The following is an 18,895-nucleotide window of genomic DNA, read 5'->3' on the forward strand; positions in this document are numbered from 1 at the left end:
TATGTCCGCGCCAGTCGCGGTTCCGGCCGATCCGTTCGACGGCCCGCGCGACGCCGTTTTCGTAGGGGCCCCGTAGCCCCGCATACCAACCCCGTTTCGACGGATGTATTGTGGCGGACCAGAATTCACCGAGCAACGACCGGTATCACCATGGACAGTAGTCAATCCGACGCCGCGATCATGACGACGCATCGACGCCCGATTCGGGCGGTGAGAGCATGAGTATGGATCCGCAGCAGGAAGACGCAGACGCGAGCGACGACGGACCGAGCCTCGAGGGCGAGTACGACCCCGAAGCGGTCGAGACTCGCTGGCAGCAGCGCTGGGTCGACGAGGAGGTCTACGCCTACGAGAGCGACCCCGAACGGGACCCCAACACCCTCTACGCGATCGACACGCCGCCGCCGACGGTCTCGGGGAGCCTGCACATGGGTCACCTCTACGGCTCGACGCTACAGGACTTCGCCGCGCGATTCCAGCGGATGCACGACGGCGACGTCCTCTTCCCGTTCGGCTACGACGACAACGGGATCGCCAGCGAGCGGCTGACGGAGCGCGAACTGGACATCCGCCACCAGGACTACGAGCGCCGGGAGTTCCAGCAGCTCTGTCGCGAGGTCTGTCAGGAGTACGAGGCCGAGTTCACCGAGCAGATGCAGTCGCTGGGCACCTCGATCGACTGGACGAGCACCTACAAGACGATCGAACCGCGCGTCCAGCGCATCTCCCAGCTGTCCTTCCTCGACCTCTACGAGAAGGGACGGGAGTACCGCAAGAAGGCGCCCGCGATCTGGTGTCCCGACTGCGAGACGGCCATCTCGCAAGTCGAGATGGAGGACGACGAACGGGGCTCGCACTTCAACGACATCGCATTCGAGGTCGTCAGCGACGGGACGGACCGCGACGAGTTCGTCATCTCCACGACCCGACCCGAACTCATCCCCGCCTGCGTCTCCGTCTTCGTCCACCCCGACGACGACGAGAATCAAGATCTGGTCGGCGAGACCGCCCGCATCCCGATCTTCGGCCACGAGGTGCCGATCATCGCCGACGAGCGCGTGGACATGGAGAAGGGCAGCGGGATCGTCATGTGCTGTACCTTCGGCGACCAGAAGGACATCGAGTGGTACCAGGCCCACGACCTGCCGCTGCGGGTCGCCATCGACGAGTCCGCGACGATGACTGACCTCGCCGGCGACTACGAGGGCATGTCCACCGAAGAAGCCCGCGAGGCCATCGTCGAGGACCTCGACGAGGAAGGCTACCTGCGGGACCGCTGGGAAATCTCCCACACCGTCCAGGTCCACGAGCGCTGCGAGACGCCCGTCGAGTTCCGCGTCTCCAAGCAGTGGTACGTCGAACTCCTCGACCACAAGGAGGAGTACCTCGAGGCCGGCCGGGAGATGGACTGGTACCCCGAGAAGATGTTCACCCGGTACAAACACTGGATCGAGGGCCTCGAGTGGGACTGGCTGATCTCCCGCCAGCGCGACTCGGGGATTCCGTTCCCGGTCTGGTACTGCGCGGACTGCGACCACGAGATCATGGCCGCACGCGAGGATCTGCCGGTCGATCCGCTCTCGGACGAGCCGCCGGTCGATGCCTGTCCGGAATGTGGCCACGACGAGTTCGTCGCCGAGGACGACGTCTTCGACACGTGGGCGACCTCCTCGCTGACTCCCCTCATCAACGCTGGCTGGGACTGGGACGAAGAGAACGAGGAGTTCACGATGGAGAAGCCGGAACTGTACCCGTTCGATCTGCGCCCGCAGGGCCACGACATCATCTCGTTCTGGCTGTTCCACACCGTCGTCAAGTGCTACGAGCACACCGGCGAGGTGCCCTTCGACGCGACGATGATCAACGGCCACGTCTTAGACGAGAACCGCGAGAAGATGTCCAAGTCGAAGGGCAACGTCGTCGACCCCGACGATGTACTCGCGGACTACCCCGTCGACGCCGTCCGCTTCTGGGCCGCAAGCGCCGCGGTCGGCGACGACTTCCCGTACCAAGAGAAGGATCTGCGCGCCGGCGAGAAGCTCCTGCGCAAGCTCTGGAACGCCTCGAAGCTCACCGACACGCTCGCGCCGCGTGATCCCGACGAACCCGAAGAGCTTGAGCCGATCGACCGCTGGCTGCTCGCCGAACTCGACGACGCCATCGAGGAACTCACCGCCCAGCTCGATGAGTACGAGTTCGCGAAGGCACGCGACCGCCTGCGCACGTTCTTCTGGAACACCTTCTGCGACGACTACCTCGAGATCGCCAAGGGCCGCGAGGACAACCCCTCGACGCAGTACGCGCTGCGGACGGCCCACCGAACCTTCCTCGAACTGTGGGCACCGTTCCTCCCCCACGCGACCGAGGAGATCTGGCAGGCCGTCTACAGCGACGACCCCGCGAACCTCGAGGCCAACAGCATCCACGTCCGCGATTGGCCCGAGCCGCAGGGGTACGATGCCGACCTCGAGGCCGGCGAGACCGCGATGGAGGTCATCTCCGCGCTCCGTCGGTACAAAAGCGAGAACCAGCTGCCGCTGAACGCCGACCTCGAGTCCGTGTCCGTGTACGGGCCGATCGAGGGCTTCGAGGACGCGATCCAGAACGTGATGCACGTCCAGGAGCTGACGGTGCTCGAGGACGAGCCCGAAGTGACGACCGAGGTCGCCTCGATCGACCTCGACTACTCGACGCTCGGGCCGAAGTTCGGCTCGAAGGTCGGTGAGATCGATTCGGGGATCGAGAGCGGCGACTACGAGATCGATGACGAAGCGGGCGTGCTTCGCGTTGCCGGCGAGGAACTCGAGGCCGACCTCTTCGAGGTTGAGTACGAGCGTACCTACTCCGGTGCAGGCGAGATGATCGAGACCGAGTCGGCGGTCGTCATCCTCGAGGACTGACTCGCAGTCGTCTAGTTATTTTCCCGCGTCGTCGGCCGTCTCGGCCGCCGGAAGCGTAAACGAGAACGTTGTTCCCTCGCTGGGTTCCGAGTCGACCCGAATCTCGCCACCGTGGCGTTCGACGATGCGCCGACAGAGCGCGAGTCCGATTCCGGTCCCGGGGTGTTCCTCGCGGCTGTGGAGCCGCTGAAAGACTTCGAAGATACGATCCTGATCGGCGGGGTCGATGCCGATCCCCTCGTCGCAGACCGACACCTCCCACATGTCTCCTGATCGCTCGGCGCTGACCACCACCTGCGGCGGGTCGTCCCCGCTGTACTGGACGGCGTTGGTGAGCAGGTTCTGGAACACCTGCCGCAACTGACTGGCGTCGCCGTCAACGCGCGGCAGGTCCTCGACGATGATATCGGCGTCGCTTTCGTCGATCCGAACCTCGAGGTCTTCGCAGACGTCCGCGAGCACGTCGTTCAGGTCAACCGGTTCGAAGGGGTCGCCCTGCGTTTCGACCCGCGAGTACTCGAGGAGGCCGTCGATCATCTCGCGCATACGCTCGGCGCCGTCGACCGCGTAGTCGATGAACTCCGCGGCGTCCTCGTCGAGGTCGTCCGCGTACCGGCGCTCGAGCAGTTGCAGGTAGCTCGTCACCATTCGCAGGGGCTCCTGTAAGTCGTGGGAGGCGGCGTAGGCGAACTGCTCTAACCGTTCGTTCGAGGCCTCGAGTTTTTGCTCGTACTGCTTGCGCTCGGTGATATCGCGGAAGTAGACCGACAGGCCTGACTCGGATGGATAGACGGCAAACTCCAGCCAGGCGTCGAACGTCGCGGCTTCGATTTCGAAGCTGACCGGCTCCTGGGTCTCCATCGCCTGTTGATACTGCTCTCGGAAGAACGGCTCGACCGCGTCTGGAATCGTCTCCCAGACTGGCCGGCCGAGCAGTTCCTCCCGCGAGCGGTCCATGATCGCGGTCGCCTGGTCGTTGAGGTGGGTGTACCGCCACTCTTCGTCGAGCGCGTAGAACGCGTCCGAGATGCGCCCGAGGATCTCGCTCAACTCCGTCTCGAGTTCCGCCTTCCGCTGCTCGAGTTGGCGCTCGCGGGCCTTGAGCTCGGTCACGTCCTTCGCCGCGGTGACGATCCGCTCGATCTCACCGTCGGGACCGAAAATCGGCGCCGTGTTCACCCGGAAGTGGAGCCGCTCGCCGCTCGGCGGTTCGAAGACGAGTTCCTCGTCGAAGATCGGCTCGCCGGTCTCCAGCACGCGGGCGGACGTCGTCTCGCTCGAGTCGAGCAGATTTCTATCCTCGTCGTAGATCTTCCACCCGCCGGTGTCGACGGGGTTCTCGCGGAACTCCGCCTCGGTGAGCCCGAACGCCTCCTGCGCGCGCCGGTTCGCGCGGATCGTCTCCCGGTCGGCGGTCTGGACGGCGATCGCGATCGGCGCCGTCTCGAGCAGCTTTTCGGTCTGATCGTACTCCCGGCGGAGCTTCCGTTCGCGCTCCTTGCGGTCGGTGATGTCGTCGATCGTGAGGACGACGAGGTCGTCACCGTCGTCCCCCGCCAGCGGCGCGGCGGTGATCGACCGCCACCGCCGTTCGCCGTCGGCGCCGTCGACCTGACACTCGTAGTCGGCGACCGGCTCGCCGGCGGCGACGGCCCGCGCCCACGGTCGCTCGCCGCGCGGGATCGGCTCGCCGGCGGCGTCGTAGAGCGTCCACGCGTCGACGGCGGCGGCCTCGCGGTCCCCGTCCGGGCGCGGAAGCCGTTCGAACAGCCGTCCGTTCGTTCGCACGATCGTCCCGTCGGCCGCGACGACGGCGATCCCGACCGGCACGGTCTGGAGGATCCGCTCGGCGAGCGCGCCGTCGTCTCGTCGCCGTCGTCGATCTGCACGGTCGGCGGCCGGCGTCCCGTCCCGGGGCGTCCGTTCGCCTCGGCCGTCAGTCGGCCGCCCCGTCGTACGCGTCACGGGCCACCAGACGCGCGTCCCGTCGATCCGCTTCGTTCGAAGCTCGCCGCGCTCGGTCAGTTCGCCCAGCTTGGTCCGGACCGCGCGAGTGCGACACGCGAGCCGCTCGGCGACTTCCCCGGCCGTGATCGGCGCGTCGGGACTGTCTGATTCGGCGAGGGCGCACCGGACGTCCTCGAGCGTCACGTCCGGAGCGGGACCGGGAACTCCCATGGGACCCACCTAGACGCAGATCAATAAACGTGTGGCGCTCGGCCGGGCCCCGCGTCGGACGCCGACGGACCCCCGGCGGCGTCTCCGTTCGTCGTCGCCGTCGTGCGATTCGTGGTCGGACGCGTTACGAACGCGAGGCCGCCGCGGCCCCGTTCTCGATGCGGAGCGCGAGCTTCTCGGCGCGGATCGCGAGCGCGAGAAAGAGCGCGAGCAGCGTGAACGTCACCTCGCCGGCCGCGATGACGCCGAGCGCGTCCGCGCCGAGAAACATCGGCGTCTCGCGCGCGACGGGGATGAGCGTGTGGTGGGGCTCGCCGACGATCGGCACGAAGTAGTCGACGATCAGGTTGCTCCCATACCAGACGAGCGCGACGGCGACGGCCCACACGGGGAAGTCGGTGATCCGGTGGAGGACCAGCGCCTGGACGACCATCGCGAGGTGGCTCCAGAAGAGGAACTGGTACATCAGCGGGTGCAGGTAGCCGTAGGAATCGGCGAACGCGAGCAGCGTGTACGGCGTCCACAGCCCGAGAATGATGTTTCCGAAGAAGGCCAGCGCCGTGAGCCACGGCTGCTCGCGGCCCAGCTTCCAGCAGGCGATCGCCAGCGCGATCAGCAGCGTCGCCATCGGGCTGTCGGGCACCCACGGCCACATCGCGGCCGGCGTGGTCGCGAACTGCCCGGAGTAGTACCAGAAGCCGAAGGCCGTCCCCGCGAGGTTGATCGCGACGACCAGCCACGCGAATCGAAGCCCCAGGTCCTCGAGCGTCTTCGGTACGGGTGCGAGATACGTCGGCAGCGACTCGCGGTCCGGCAGCCCGGTCGACGTGCCCATTGTGTTCGTCCGGCGCGACGAACGGGGGGAGCAAAACGGTAGCGGTATCGGCGTCCGAACCCGGTACCGAGCCCCCGCGAACTATCGGGCTGGGCGTCGTCCGTCGGCCCGTTCCCTACTCTATGTCCGCCGATCCGCCATCCGTATTCGCCGATCCGCCACGCTCCGACCGCGACCGATCGCGCGTCCGCCTCTCGACCGGCCAGACGGTCTCGCTGCCGCTCGAGCTCTCGTTCGCGATGGGCGGGGTCGTCGTCCCCGCCCGCCGCCGGCGGCTCGAGGCGGTGCTGCCCGCAGGCCTCGAGCCGCTGACGATCGCGCCGGGAATCGGCTGCGTCGCGCTCGTCGGCATTCGGTATCGGCAGGTCGGCCGCGGCGACGGCGATGACGGCGCCGGCCTCGAGCCCTACGACGAGTTCGCCGTCATCGTCCCGGCGGTCCGCGGCGCCCGCACGTCCGTCCCGCTCGCGCAGGTCCTCGAGGACGAGGGCGAACTCGGCGGCTACGTCCACTGGCTCCCCGTCACGACCGACGCGTCGGTCGCGCTCGGCCGCGAGATCTGGGGGTATCCGAAGGAGCGGATCGCCCTCACGGTCGCCGACGGGCCGCGCGGGATTCGAGCCGCCGTCAGCGGGCGGGGTGGCGGCGACGGTACCGAAACCGGCGATGAACTGGCAGTTCGACTCGAGGTACCCCGCCCGCTGATCGGCGGTCGACGGCGCGACTGGACGCTTCGGAGCTACGCTACGAAGGACGGAACCCTCCGTCGCGCGCGGGCCCGAATCCGGGGCGAGATTACGATCGGGTCGCCCGTCGGCGCGAGCCTGTCGGTCGCGCCCGAACTGGCGTCCGAGGTGGGACTGTGGCAGCGTCCGCTCGCCCGCCTGTACGGCGCGGACGTTCGCGCGCGGCTGGAAGCGGGTGGTCCGATCGAGTGAGTTGACCGTCAGCCCGTCCGCCGAGTTGGGCGGTCAGATAGCCGTAAAGGACACGCGTAAGTGTGATCGATCCTAACGCCGCAGTATGTCAGATACCACCACTGACGCCGATCTCGAGGAACTGCGCCGCGGGACCGACCTCGTCAAGCGCGGCTTCGCCCGGATGCAGAAGGGCGGCGTCATCATGGACGTCGTCAACAAGGAGCAGGCCCGGATCGCCGAGGACGCCGGCGCGGTCGCCGTCATGGCGCTGGAAGCGGTGCCGGCGGACATCCGCAAGCGCGGGGGCGTCGCTCGGATGGCCGACCCCGCGGACGTCGAGGAGATCGTCGAGGAAGTCTCGATCCCGGTGATGGGCAAGGCCCGCATCGGCCACACGAAGGAGGCCCAGATCCTGGAGGCCGTCGGCGTGGACATGATCGACGAGTCCGAGGTGCTCACCCCGGCCGACGACGCCTACCACATCGACAAGCGCGAGTTCACCGCGCCGTTCGTCTGCGGCGCCCGGAACCTCGGCGAGGCGCTGCGCCGCATCGACGAGGGTGCGGCGATGATCCGCACGAAGGGCGAGGCCGGCACCGGTGACGTCAACCAGGCGGTCCACCACCAGCGCAACATCAAGGGCGCGATCCGGAAAATCGAGGGGATGACCCGAGAGGAGCGCGAGGCGTTCGCCCGCGAGATCGAGGCGCCCGCCGAACTGGTCCACGAGACCGCCGAGATGGGCCGCCTGCCGGTCGTCAACTTCGCCGCCGGCGGCATCGCGACGCCCGCCGACGCGGCGCTGATGATGCACCACGGCTGCGACGGCATCTTCGTCGGCAGCGGCATCTTCGGCGCGGAGAACCCGCCCGCGATGGCCGAGGCGATCGTCGAGGCGACGAACAACTGGGACGACCCCGAGCGGCTGGCCGAGATCTCGAAGAACCTCGGCAAGGGGATGAAAGGCGACGCGAACGCCGACCTCCCCGAGGAGGAGCGACTGCAGGGCCGCGGCGTCTAAGCCGGCACGCGTTCGTCTCCCTTCTGCGATCGCTCTCTGAATCGCCTTCGAATCGCTTTGTCCCGACGTCTCGAGACGTATTTTTCTCGTTCGTCACGGATTGTGAGAGCGCGCTGTGCCGGCGAAATTACGGCCTCTCAATGCCACCTTAATCCATATAAGGTACATTATGTCACATAATAGAATAAATACTATAAATATCCGTATCGTAGTCGGCGGTGATGTTCGACGCAACAGCGGGTTCCAAGACGGACTCCACGTACGAGTGTCTCCGGTGTGGGAAGCTCATCACGGCCAGCAAACATCCGGGGAACTGCCCGGAGTGCGGGGCGGGGATCCAGAACCGGGCGAATTCTCTCGAGTAAGCGTACCTATCGATATCGATCTACATGGCTTCGAACGCAACAGCGGCAGACGTACCTGCAGGGACGGAAGACGAGGAACCAGTCGACGAAGAATCGGCGCAGAAAACGGCGCTTCGGCAACTCGAGCACGCCGCGGCGCACCTCGAACTCGATCCGAACGTCGTCGAACGGCTGAAACACCCGGCGCACGTCCACGAGGTCAACGTGCCGATCGAGCGCGACGACGGCTCGCTCGAGGTTTACACGGGCTATCGAGTCCAGCACGATAGCGTGCGCGGGCCGTTCAAGGGGGGCCTTCGCTACCATCCCGAGGTCACGCGCGAGGAGTGCATCGGCCTCTCGATGTGGATGACCTGGAAGTGCGCGGTGATGGACATCCCCTTCGGCGGCGCGAAGGGCGGCATCGTCGTCGATCCGAAGGACCTGAGCGAGGCCGAAACCGAGCGACTCACCCGCCGGTTCACCGAGGAGATTCGCGACGCGATCGGGCCGAACAAGGACATCCCCGCTCCGGACATGGGGACGGACCCGCAGACGATGTCGTGGCTGATGGACGCCTACAGCATGCAGGAGGGGGAGACGATCCCCGGCGTCGTCACCGGCAAACCGCCCGTCGTCGGCGGCAGCGAGGGCCGCGAGGAGGCCCCCGGCCGCAGCGTCGCGATCGTCACCCGCGAGGCCTGCGACTACTACGACCGGCCCCTTGAGGAGACGACGGTCGCCGTCCAGGGGTTCGGCAGCGTCGGCGCGAACGCCGCGCGCCTGCTCGACGAGTGGGGCGCGACGGTCGTCGCGATCAGCGACGTCAACGGCGCCGCCTACGACCCGGACGGCATCCCCGTCCAGGAGATTCCGTCCCACGACGAGGAGCCGGAGGCGGTCACCGAGTATGCGAACGAGCGCGCTGACCGGATCATCACCAACGACGAGCTCCTGCAGCTCGACGTGGACGTGCTGATCCCGGCCGCGGTCGGCAACGTGATCACCGAGGCGAACGCCGACGACGTCCGGGCGTCGCTCGTCGTCGAGGGCGCGAACGGGCCGACGACCAGCGCCGCGGACGCGATCCTGACCGAGCGCGGCGTGCCCGTGATCCCCGACATCCTGGCGAACGCCGGCGGCGTCACGGTGAGCTACTTCGAGTGGCTCCAGGACATCAACCGCCGCTCGTGGTCGCTCGAGCGCGTCCACAACGAACTCGAGGCCGAGATGGAAGCGGCCTGGAACGCGGTTCGGACGGAGGTCGACGAGCGCGGCGTGACCTGGCGTGACGCGACGTACATCGTCGCGCTCGATCGGATCGGCAGCGCCCACGAGGCCCGCGGGCTCTGGCCCTGACGCGGTCGCTACTGGCCGATTGCTTTCTCGCTCGCGACCGGCCCGACGGCGTCGTCCGTCGAGAGCCGCGACTGCGGACACGCTGCGGTCGCCGGGCTCGGTACCGCGGACGCGGGACCCGGGAGCGGTAGGCGCGGTCGTTTTCTCCCCGCGAAGCGTATCCTCCCTATGAATAGCGCAGCGTCGGCGTCTCCCCTCGAGCAGTTGTTCGATCTCCTCGAACCGACCACCGAGCGGTTGCTCCGGGACGCCGACGGTGCGTCGGACGAGACGCTGTCGGCGACGGCGGCCGAACTGCTGGACGTCGTCACGGCACTCGAGGACGTCCTCGGGACGATCGACCTCGAGCGGCTCCCGGCGGCCGTCGACACGGCCGCGCTGGCGGATCTGGTCGATCCAGCGGGGATTCCGGCCGCGATCCTGGAGCGCGACCCTGACCTCGCGCTGGATCTCAGCACGCTCCGGCGCGCCGTGGTCCTGCGCGAACTGTGGAACAGCGTCGACCTCCTCGCGTTCCGCAGTGAGACGCAACAACTCAGGGACGAACTCGCAGACGTCGTCGACCTCGGGGCGCTCGAGGGCGCCGGCGGCGGGTCGCAGGCGATGGCCGACCTCGAAGCGTTCGTCGACGAGATCACGCCCGACGCGCGGAACGTCGCGATCCAGCAGCAGGCGACCGAGGGCCTCGAGCCGGCGCGGACCGCGGCCCTCGAGGCACACACGGCGCTCGCGGAACTCTACGAGTCCAACCAGCGCGGGACGGGCTACGCCGGTCGGCGGCCGGTATCAAAGAACCCGACGGCGGTATCGACGGTGCCGTACGGCCCGCTTCCTGCCGGCGTCTCGACCCGCGTTTCGACGGTGCCGGCGAACGTCCGGGGGACCAGCGTCGACGCGCTCCCGCGCGTTTACGCGCGTCGCTGGCCGAGCGGACGATCGACCCGCCGCTAACCCGCCGTCGTCACTCCCACCACGTCCGCAGCGGCGGTACTAGTCCGAACCGAATCGCCGCGAGCAGACCGAGGTACGAACTTACCGCCCCGACGCACAGCGATACCGCGACCGTCGGCGCGAGGTGTGCGCCGACTGCGGCGCCGCCGACCGCGAGCGCGAGCGACGCGAGTTGGACGGGCCACCGGTCCCAGTATCGCCTGATCCGATCGGGGTCACGAGCGGCGATCAGCTCGAACGCGATCGTCGCGGCGGCACCGCCGGTCAAATAGGAAATCGATAGCGACGCATCGACGAACAGCCCGATCGCGGCGAACGCAAGCAGGGCGATCAGCGCGAGCGCGGCGTCGGTTCGGGCACCCATCGATCCGCCTCGAGGCGCCCTCGGTCACTCCCGGTACAAGCGTGCGCCCTCGCCGATACGGGTCTGGTAGGCTCGGCTGTCGATCCCGACCGCGTCGAAGGCCTCGAGCATCGCCGACGCGACCGCCCGTTGATCCCGCCGGTGACAGACCGCCAGCACGCCCGGGCCGGCCCCGCTGACGGTGACGCCGGTGGCGCCCGCATCGAGGGCGGCGGTGCGAACCTGTTCGTAGCCGTCGATCAGGGCCGTCCGTTCGGGGGTGACGATCGCGTCCTCCATCCCGCGGCCCACGAGTTCGGGGTCGTCGCGGGTCATCCCGACGGTCAGCGTGGCGGCGTTCCCGACGGTGTCGACGACGTCCTCGAGGGCCGCGTCGTCGGGGACGACCTCGCGGGCGTCCCGGGTCGAGACGGTCGTCTCGGGGAGGCAGGCGACGACGGGGATCTGCGCGTCGACCTGCGTGACCCCGTCGTCGGTCGCGATGGTAAAGCCGCCCAGCAGCGAGGGGGCGACGTTGTCCGCGTGGGCCTCGCCGGAGACGAGCGCCTCGCCCTTCGCGGCGACGGGGACGAGCTCCTCGCGGGAGCGGCCGCGATCGTAGAGCTCGTTGAGCGCGACGGCCGCGGCGGCCGCGCTCGCCGCCGAGGAGCCCAGGCCCGAGGAGGGACGGACCCCCTTATCGATGTGGATACGGGCCGGCGCGTCGAGCGCCTCGGCGACCGCGCCGACGGTGTTTTTCGCCGGATCCTCCGGAATGTACTCGCTGCCGGCGCCGGTGACCGTGATCGTCGTTTCCGGCGCGCGTTCGACCCGAACGACGTCGGCGGGCGTACCGAGAGCGACGCCGAAGACGTCGAAGCCACTCCCGAGGTTCGCGCTCGTCGCTGGTGCCCGCACGGTGAGCATGGCGAGTGCTTGCCACAGTGCAGGCAAAAAGGTAGCGAACGACGGCGGCGAGCCCCCGTCAGTCGTCCGCTTTCGCGTCGACCGTCCGCTCCGGATCGACGAACCGGTCGAGGCCGGCGAGCAGCCCCGCCGAGAGGACGGTTCCGGCGAGCGCGAAGCCGGCGATCGTCAGGAAGAAGCCGGTCACGGAGAACGCGTCGAGGACGAACCCGCCGACGGCGATGCTCGCCGAGCCGATGCCGAACTCTCCGAGATAGGTGTAGCCGTAAGAAAGGCCGCGCGTGTCGGCTGGCGTGTAGACGGCGACGGCGTCCTGGTAGAACGGCTGGATCGCGAACAGGAAGAAGCCGAAGACGGCACAGAGCGCGACGATCGCGCCCAGCCCCATCTCCACGACGGGGACGAACGCGAGCGCGAGCACCACGAAGACGGCGAAAAGCGCCGCGAGCCCGCGCTCGGGGTCGACGCGATCGGTCAGCTTCCCGCCGGCGTACTGGCCCCCCATGCCGACGACCAGGAGGCCGACGTAGATGTAGCGGCTCGGCTCGATCCCCTCGAGGTCGGCCGGGATCGGCAGCCCCTCGATCGCGGGCAGACCGTGGAGGATCTCGGGGAGGTAGGTGAGCATCCCGCGGTAGTACAGCCCCTCGAAGGCGACGATGACGAAGACCAGCGCGAATGCGCTCGCGAACAGCGTCCGGGAGTTCGCGAGGAAATCGGACAGGGACAGGGCCTCGTCAGCGCTGGCGTCGACGTCGGCGTCGCCGTCGACGGCCGCGGTCGGATCGAACTCGGCCGTGAGTCCGTACAGCGCCGCGAGCAGTCCGGGGACCGCGAGGATCGCCGCGACGAGTCGCCACTCGAGGAAGATCAGCAGCGTCGCGGCGACGAACGGGCCCAGCGCGATGCCGACGTTGCCGGCGATGCCGTGCCAGGCGAAGACCGTTCCCCGTGCTTCGACGCCGGTGCTGATCAGCGAGAGGCCGGCGGGGTGGTAAACGCTCGCGGCGACGCCCCACAGCAGCAGGCCGACGGCGACGGCGTAGATCGAGGTCCCGACCGACAGGAGGAGGAAGGCGAGGCTCATCCCGCCGAGACAGGACAGAATGAGCCGCTTGGGACCGTACCGGTCGGCGAGGATGCCGCCGGGCAGGGCGCCGGCGCCGAAGGGCGCGTAGCCGAGCGCGACGATGAGGCCGAGCAGGGCGACGTCGACGTTGAACTCGTTCAGCCAGACGACCAGAAAGATCGGGATCGACGTTTCGAACCAGTGGACCAGCGCGTGCCCGGCCATCGTAAAGCCGGCTATCGAACGATCGTTCGCGTCCATTCCTCTGTGAAACCCCGGTTCTCCGGGTACTTAGCCGCTTGGGAGGCGCCGAAATCGGCCGGATCGTCGCGAGGAATCGCCGTCGGGAGCGTCGTCGGCCGCAGAATCGGATCAGAACTGGGCAGTGTCGCGACGCGACCGTCCGACGAGACGCCGTCTATGCGGCCGTCCGATCGTCCTCGGAATCGGCGTCGTCCTCGCCGACGCCGACCGCCTGCGAAACGTCGACGTCCGCGGGTTCGTCCTGTCCGCCGACGACGAGTTCGCCCTCGTCGTTCTCGACGTAGACGTCGTCGGCGAACCCGCCCTCGGCGTGGGGGTGCTCGGGGTCCTCGAGTTTCTCGGGCGTCGACGGCGCCTCGGGTAGCCCCTCCGGCGGCGCGAACTGGCCGAGCGGGTCGTCGATCGTAACGTCCCACCGCTCGAAGAACTCGCGGTAGCGCTCGTAGTGGTCCTCGAGTTCGTCGGCCGGGAACTCCATCATCTCCGTCCAGCCGTGGTTGTAGAAGTCGAAGTTGGCCTGAATGTGGGTAATCTCGCGGGCCTCGGCCTCGGAGTAGCCGTCCTTGAGCGCGCGCAGATAGGTGTCGACCGTCGCGTCGAACAGGCCGTCGAGGTGCTCCTTGCGCTCGTCGGCGTGGTCCGGATCCGCCTTCCCGAGGAAGACCTTCGTGTGGAGGCGGACGAGTCCCGATTTGGCGACCGAGCGGACGACAGGGGTCTCGAGTGCCTTTCGGGAGGCGAAGTGGCGCGCGTTCTGGCGAAGTTTCATACCCCGCCGTAAGGCGGGCGGCATAAAGAGCGGTTCGGACAACAGCGTAGGGACGGCGGCGATTCGAGCGCGCTCGCCTCGAGTCCCGTGACCGATCTCTGAGATACCGGCAACATTTCCGAATACAAATCGTCCCCCGATACGGTCCGTATAATCATAAGATTACGGGAACGGATTCGGTCGAACCGGACAATCGTTCGGACCGTTCAGCCGGCCAGTCAAAATAGACGAGATAGCAACCCACTTTAACCCGCATTACGAACGGTCCGGATATGACAGAGTACGTCATCATCGGTGACGGGATCTCTGGCAGTTCGGCTGCCGAGACCCTCCGGGAGGAAGATCCGGACGCGAAGATTACCGTCATCACCGATGAGGGGGAAGCACTGTATAACCGCATTCTGATCAAGGAACACGCGAAAGGGAAGCTTCCCGAGGCGCCGATCTCCATCCACGACGAGGACTGGTACGACGAGCGCGACATCGAACTCTCTCTGAATACCCACGTTACGTCCGTCGACACCGACGCGAAGACCGTCCACACCCACGAGGGCGAGGCGATCGGCTACGACAAACTCCTGATCGCGACCGGCGGGACGCCGACCCAGCTGCCGGTCGAGAACAGCGACGCCGAGGGCGTCCACCACTTCTGGACCTTCCAGGACGCACGGCGCATCCGCGAGGCCGCCGAGAACTCCGAGAAGGCGGTCATCGTCGGCGCCGGCCTGCTCGGCATCGACTTCGCGGCGGTCTGTGGCGCGCAGGGCATCGAGGGCAAGTACCTGATGCGCGGCGACCGCTGGTGGCGCTACGCGCTCTCCGGCGACGGCGCGGAGATCATGCACAACGGCATGCGCGAGAAGGGCGTCGAGCCCGTCTTCGACAGCGGCGTCGACCGCTTCGAGGTCGACGACGACGGCCACGTCGAAGCCGCGATCGATCCGAACGGCGACCGCTACGAGTGCGACTGGGCGGGCGTCGCCATCGGCCTGACGTTCAACACCGAGTTCCTGCGCGGCAGCGGCATTGAGCAGGACGACGGCATCGTCGTCGACGAGTACATGCAGACCAACCTCGAGGACGTCTACGCGGCCGGCGACATCACCCGCTTCTACGACGTGCTGCTCGGCGAGCAGGCCCAGAACGGCTCCTGGGGCTCGGCGAAGGAGCAGGGTCGCGTCGCCGCGGTCAACATGGCCGCCGACGCCGAGGAGGAGGAGTTCGAGTGGGTCTCCTCCTACTCCATCACGCACTTCGATTTCCCCTTCCTCTCCTTCGGCCACCCGACGCTTGGCGACGACCACGCCGAGCGCAAGTACAGCGACACCGAGTGGCGCCGCATCGCCTTCAAGGACGGCAAGATCGTCGGCGGCGTCCTCATCGGCGACCTCTCGCCCCAGAGCAAGTTCAAACAGCTGATGCGCGAACAGCGCGAGGTCGCCGATCAGAAGGAGGTCCTGCTCGAGAAGCAGGTCGACCTCGACGAGCTCGCGCCGGCGCAGGAACAGCAACAGTAACAGTAATACCAGAACCCGCCCGGCCGGCTCGGACTCCGACCGGCCGTCTTTTCGCCGCCTCCTGCACCGGTGCCGGCTCGACCCCGGAACGGACGTCGCCTATCCCGTCACCGATGTCGACGTTCGCGGCGAACCGAATCGCTTGCCGCTAGGCTCGCTCCATCACCGACGTCACGAGCGCACTGTTTTCCGTTGCGACGGGCGCCCCTTCAGAGCGATCGGGCCGGCTGGATCGGATCCGTGACGGACGATCCAGTACGGATCGGTGTCCCGGTTCCGCAGCGCCTATCGAATGCTTGCAAAAGTAACCGCCGAAACGATGTGACTGGCCGAGGTACTATGGGAGACCCTCGCATATGAGTACGAAAACGCCGAGTAGAGCGGACATCGTTCGTCCGATCCAGCGTCCGTCGGTGAAGTACCTCGTCGTAGCCGGGATCGCCGCCCTCGCGTTCGTCGTCTTTCTCATCGGCTGGGCCTACCAGCTCGAGGAAGGAATGGCCGTGACCGGGCTCTCGGACTGGGGGACCGGCGGCGGCGTCACGTGGGGAGTGTACATCGGCGCGTTCATCTGGTGGGTCGGGATCGCCCACGGCGGAATCATCCTCTCGGCGGCCGTCCGGCTGCTCGGGATGGAGCGGTACATGCCGATCGCTCGCCTCGCCGAATTGATGACGATCGGCGGCCTCTCGGCGGCCGGCTTTTACATCATCGTCCACCTCGGGCGCCCCGATCGGATGGTGACGAGCGTCGTCGGACACTACCACATCACGGTCAACAACTCGCCGCTGGTGTGGGACGTGACCGTCATCACGGCCTACTTCGTGCTGACGGCGACCTACCTCTCGCTGACGCTGCGGTACGATATCAGCCGACTGCGCGACGACCTGCCGGACGCCTTCGAACCGATCTACAAGATCCTGACGATCGGCTACACCGAGCGCGAGGACGAGATCGTCCAGCGGATGGTCTGGTGGCTCGCGCTGGCGGTCATCATCATGGCCCCGCTCCTGCTCCACGGCGGCGTCATCCCGTGGCTGTTCGCGCTCCTCCCGACCTATCCGCGCTGGTTCGGCGGCGTGCAGGGGCCGCAGTTCCTCATGATCGCGCTGACGTCGGCGATCAGCGGCGTGATCCTCATCTCCTACTCGTTCCGCCGCGCCTACGACTGGGAGCACATCATCACCGACGACATCTTCCGGGGACTGCTCATGTGGCTCGGCTTCTTCTGTCTCCTGTTCCTCTGGCTGCAGCTCCAGCAGATCACGACCGGGACGTTCTCGCCGCCCGTCAGTCTCTATCACACGTGGCACGCGGCGCTGTCCACGCCGGCCTACATCCTCTCGATGCTGCTGGTCGCCGGCACCCTCGCGTACATCTTCGCCCAGACGATCCGGCCGTCCCTGTTTTCCAAAGGGCGCGCCATCGTCGCCGCCATCGCGGTCCTCGCCGCGACCCTGACCGAGAAGGTCCTGTTCGTCGTTGAGGGGTTCCTGCACCCGGTGTTCGACATCTACGCCGCGACGCCCGGATGGTACGTGCCGAGCCTGATCGAACTCGCCTCGATTACCGGCACGATCGGCATGGTGACGCTGTTCTTCCTGCTCATCTCCAAGGTCGTTCCGGTGGTCGAACTCCACGCGGTCGAACACCTGCGAGCGGAGCACGACCACGAGGATACGGTGATGGAAGACTGATGGGAGGCTGAACCGCTACCGGTTCGCCGGCGGCGATTCCGCCGCTCCCGGCTCGAGTTTTCGGCGGTCTCGAGGATCGAGGATGCTGCGCCTTACTCCGAGTAGCCTTCCTGCAGGAACGTCCCTTCGGTCTCGTACATCGAGACCAACTCCTCGACGAACTCCTCGGGGGACTGTCCCTCCTCGCAGTGGCTCTCGAGTCGGTTCATGAGATCGTCGCTGAGTTCGAGTGTTCGAGTCATGGGTGTAACGTGTGGCGTGTGGTGGTCGGTTCGGCCTCCCGAGCGGGTCGCCCGGTCCGCCGCGTCGCGACGCGAGGCTACCGCCGTCGGCGGCGACGGTGGCGGCGGTAGCGGTGGCGGTGGCGGTGTCGATAGCGGTTGCACCCTCGGCGTCCGCCGGTCGGGAAGCCGCGTTTCACCTCCACGTCGGACGCGGGGTTAGTACTATCCCTCTGCAGGAACCGCACCCGTCGATCCGAACTCGGACTCGAGCGGCGGCTCCGACCGCGACCGACGCCGGCGGCCCGTCGGTCGACGGCGCCGGCCGGCAGCGGACGGGCCAGCGTTTACCCTCGACCTCCTCGTAGCCGTCGGGTATGACGGCACCGTTAACGGACGACGACGTCGGAAAGACGGTCGTCGACGCGGAGGGCAAAGAGCTCGGCATCGTAGCGAAAGTCGAAGGGTCCCGGGCCTACGTCGACCCGAACCCGTCGGTCGCCGAACACGTGCTGGCGTCGCTCGGCAAGGAAGGCGAGGACGAGGAGGACTACGTCGTCACCGAGGACATGCTCGAGTCGGTCGACGACGAGGTCGTCCTGCGCGGGGAACTCTGACCGGTCGGTCGCCGGCGGACGAAATCGACGGCGGTAGCAGCGTGCTCGATTTCACCGACGGCTATCACTGAACCCAACCGTTTACCCGGCGGCGCGGGGGTAACGGCCGGAAAGGCTACCACAGAGCAGCGGCCAGTATGCACTCAAGGGGCGGTCGGGGACGGGGCCGGAACCGAGGTGATTCCGTGGTCGACAGTGAATACGAGTGCATACCCGTCGGAGTCGCAGAGTACGCCGTCACCGGCGAGATCCGACCGCTGAAAACGAGCGGCGTGGGATCGTGCGTAGCGGTCGCGCTCCACGACCCCGAGCGCGGGGTCAGCGGCCTCCTGCACTTCATGCTTCCCGCGGCCGACTCGCGGGACCGCCCGGAACCCGACGCCAAGTTCGCCGACACCGGACTCGAGGCGATGCTCGACGACTTCGAGCGGGCCGGCGGCGTCGCCGACCGCTCGTGGGCGAAACTCGTCGGCGGGGCGACGATGATCGAGTTCAGCGGCCCAGGCCGAGCGATCGGCGATCAGAACGTGACCGCCGCGAAGGCGCTGCTCGAGTCCTACGGGATTCCGGTCCGCGCGGTCGAGGTCGGCGGCAGCGCCGGCCGATCGATCACGTTCGATCCGGGGAGCGGCGACGTCGTGATCAGGACCGCGGGCGGTACTATCGTTCGAAAGTAGCAGCGGCCGGGGGCAGAGCATGCGGACGTCCGCGTCGCATCGGCCGACGCGTCTTGGACCGAGTAGACAAGGTTTTGCTCGTTCGACCCGTGCCGTCTCGTGGAGCCAGGATCCCTGTCACACGCTCCATGGCTCCATTCCCCGGTTTATCACCCATTCTTCGTTCCTCGATCCCGATCTCGACCGTCCGGTACCCGTCAGGCTCGTTCGCAACTGTCGGGTGCCGTCCGCATCCGTGGAACGCCGCCAGAACGAACTCCCTCGAGCGCGAACCACGGCCCGATGG

The 18,895-nt window shown here is 67.4% G+C and carries 17 protein-coding genes; 10 read left to right on the forward strand and 7 right to left on the reverse strand.

Annotated features, from left to right (window positions below; all coding sequences use genetic code 11):
- Positions 1 to 218 precede the first annotated feature (218 nt).
- Positions 219 to 2,900, forward strand: coding sequence for a valine--tRNA ligase (locus tag ACYQ26_RS07840; protein WP_459808331.1), 2,682 nt, complete (start codon positions 219 to 221; stop codon positions 2,898 to 2,900).
- Between the two features lie 15 nt (positions 2,901 to 2,915).
- On the opposite strand, the gene ACYQ26_RS07845 is transcribed toward ACYQ26_RS07840, so the two are convergent.
- On the reverse strand, positions 2,916 to 5,078 hold the full coding sequence (locus tag ACYQ26_RS07845; protein WP_459808332.1) for a sensor histidine kinase: 2,163 nt from the start codon (positions 5,076 to 5,078) through the stop codon (positions 2,916 to 2,918).
- Between the two features lie 124 nt (positions 5,079 to 5,202).
- Positions 5,203 to 5,913: a DUF1405 domain-containing protein gene (locus ACYQ26_RS07850; RefSeq protein WP_459808333.1), complete on the reverse strand. Its 711-nt coding sequence runs from the start codon at positions 5,911 to 5,913 to the stop codon at positions 5,203 to 5,205.
- A 122-nt stretch (positions 5,914 to 6,035) separates the two neighbouring features.
- Here ACYQ26_RS07850 and ACYQ26_RS07855 point away from each other — a divergent pair, with 122 nt between their 5' ends.
- The 5 genes from ACYQ26_RS07855 to ACYQ26_RS07875 all read left to right on the forward strand — a co-directional run bounded on the left by ACYQ26_RS07855 (position 6,036) and on the right by ACYQ26_RS07875 (position 10,508).
- A complete protein-coding gene (locus tag ACYQ26_RS07855) occupies positions 6,036 to 6,851 on the forward strand; it encodes an acetoacetate decarboxylase family protein (protein ID WP_459808334.1) in 816 nt (271 codons plus the stop codon).
- 85 nt (positions 6,852 to 6,936) lie between these two features.
- Positions 6,937 to 7,854, forward strand: coding sequence for a pyridoxal 5'-phosphate synthase lyase subunit PdxS (pdxS, locus tag ACYQ26_RS07860; protein WP_459808335.1), 918 nt, complete (start codon positions 6,937 to 6,939; stop codon positions 7,852 to 7,854).
- 221 nt (positions 7,855 to 8,075) lie between these two features.
- Entirely contained in the window at positions 8,076 to 8,219 is a 144-nt protein-coding gene (locus ACYQ26_RS07865) for a rubrerythrin-like domain-containing protein (protein ID WP_459808336.1), read from the forward strand.
- A gap of 24 nt (positions 8,220 to 8,243) precedes the next feature.
- A complete protein-coding gene (gene gdhB, locus ACYQ26_RS07870; protein ID WP_459808337.1) occupies positions 8,244 to 9,557 on the forward strand; it encodes a glutamate dehydrogenase GdhB in 1,314 nt (437 codons plus the stop codon).
- A 168-nt stretch (positions 9,558 to 9,725) separates the two neighbouring features.
- Positions 9,726 to 10,508, forward strand: a complete 783-nt coding sequence (locus ACYQ26_RS07875; RefSeq protein WP_459808338.1) for a hypothetical protein — start codon at positions 9,726 to 9,728, stop codon at positions 10,506 to 10,508.
- 10 nt (positions 10,509 to 10,518) lie between these two features.
- Here the strand turns inward: ACYQ26_RS07875 and ACYQ26_RS07880 are convergent, their stop codons facing one another.
- The 4 genes from ACYQ26_RS07880 to ACYQ26_RS07895 form a co-directional block, all read right to left on the reverse strand.
- Positions 10,519 to 10,872 (reverse strand): hypothetical protein, encoded by a 354-nt coding sequence (locus tag ACYQ26_RS07880; protein WP_459808339.1) that lies wholly within the window; start codon positions 10,870 to 10,872, stop codon positions 10,519 to 10,521.
- 24 nt (positions 10,873 to 10,896) lie between these two features.
- Entirely contained in the window at positions 10,897 to 11,778 is an 882-nt protein-coding gene (locus ACYQ26_RS07885; protein ID WP_459808340.1) for a homoserine kinase, read from the reverse strand.
- A gap of 58 nt (positions 11,779 to 11,836) precedes the next feature.
- Positions 11,837 to 13,108, reverse strand: coding sequence for an MFS transporter (locus tag ACYQ26_RS07890; protein WP_459808341.1), 1,272 nt, complete (start codon positions 13,106 to 13,108; stop codon positions 11,837 to 11,839).
- A gap of 157 nt (positions 13,109 to 13,265) precedes the next feature.
- Positions 13,266 to 13,880: a DUF6149 family protein gene (locus ACYQ26_RS07895; protein WP_459808342.1), complete on the reverse strand. Its 615-nt coding sequence runs from the start codon at positions 13,878 to 13,880 to the stop codon at positions 13,266 to 13,268.
- A gap of 272 nt (positions 13,881 to 14,152) precedes the next feature.
- Here ACYQ26_RS07895 and ACYQ26_RS07900 point away from each other — a divergent pair, with 272 nt between their 5' ends.
- Together ACYQ26_RS07900 and nrfD are read left to right on the forward strand one after the other, a co-directional pair.
- Positions 14,153 to 15,397, forward strand: coding sequence for an NAD(P)/FAD-dependent oxidoreductase (locus tag ACYQ26_RS07900; RefSeq protein ID WP_459808343.1), 1,245 nt, complete (start codon positions 14,153 to 14,155; stop codon positions 15,395 to 15,397).
- A 356-nt stretch (positions 15,398 to 15,753) separates the two neighbouring features.
- Positions 15,754 to 17,094 (forward strand): NrfD/PsrC family molybdoenzyme membrane anchor subunit, encoded by a 1,341-nt coding sequence (gene nrfD / locus ACYQ26_RS07905; RefSeq protein WP_459808344.1) that lies wholly within the window; start codon positions 15,754 to 15,756, stop codon positions 17,092 to 17,094.
- A gap of 92 nt (positions 17,095 to 17,186) precedes the next feature.
- Here the strand turns inward: nrfD and ACYQ26_RS07910 are convergent, their stop codons facing one another.
- Positions 17,187 to 17,336: a DUF7557 family protein gene (locus tag ACYQ26_RS07910; protein WP_459808345.1), complete on the reverse strand. Its 150-nt coding sequence runs from the start codon at positions 17,334 to 17,336 to the stop codon at positions 17,187 to 17,189.
- Between the two features lie 356 nt (positions 17,337 to 17,692).
- On the opposite strand from ACYQ26_RS07910, the gene ACYQ26_RS07915 reads away from it, so the two are divergent.
- Together ACYQ26_RS07915 and ACYQ26_RS07920 are read left to right on the forward strand one after the other, a co-directional pair.
- Positions 17,693 to 17,932 carry a hypothetical protein gene (locus ACYQ26_RS07915; protein ID WP_459808346.1) on the forward strand — a complete coding sequence of 80 codons (240 nt, stop codon included), beginning with the start codon at positions 17,693 to 17,695 and terminating at the stop codon, positions 17,930 to 17,932.
- Between the two features lie 185 nt (positions 17,933 to 18,117).
- Positions 18,118 to 18,609 carry a chemotaxis protein CheD gene (locus ACYQ26_RS07920; RefSeq protein WP_459808347.1) on the forward strand — a complete coding sequence of 164 codons (492 nt, stop codon included), beginning with the start codon at positions 18,118 to 18,120 and terminating at the stop codon, positions 18,607 to 18,609.
- Positions 18,610 to 18,895 lie beyond the last annotated feature (286 nt).

Source organism: Halopiger thermotolerans (assembly GCF_054654555.1).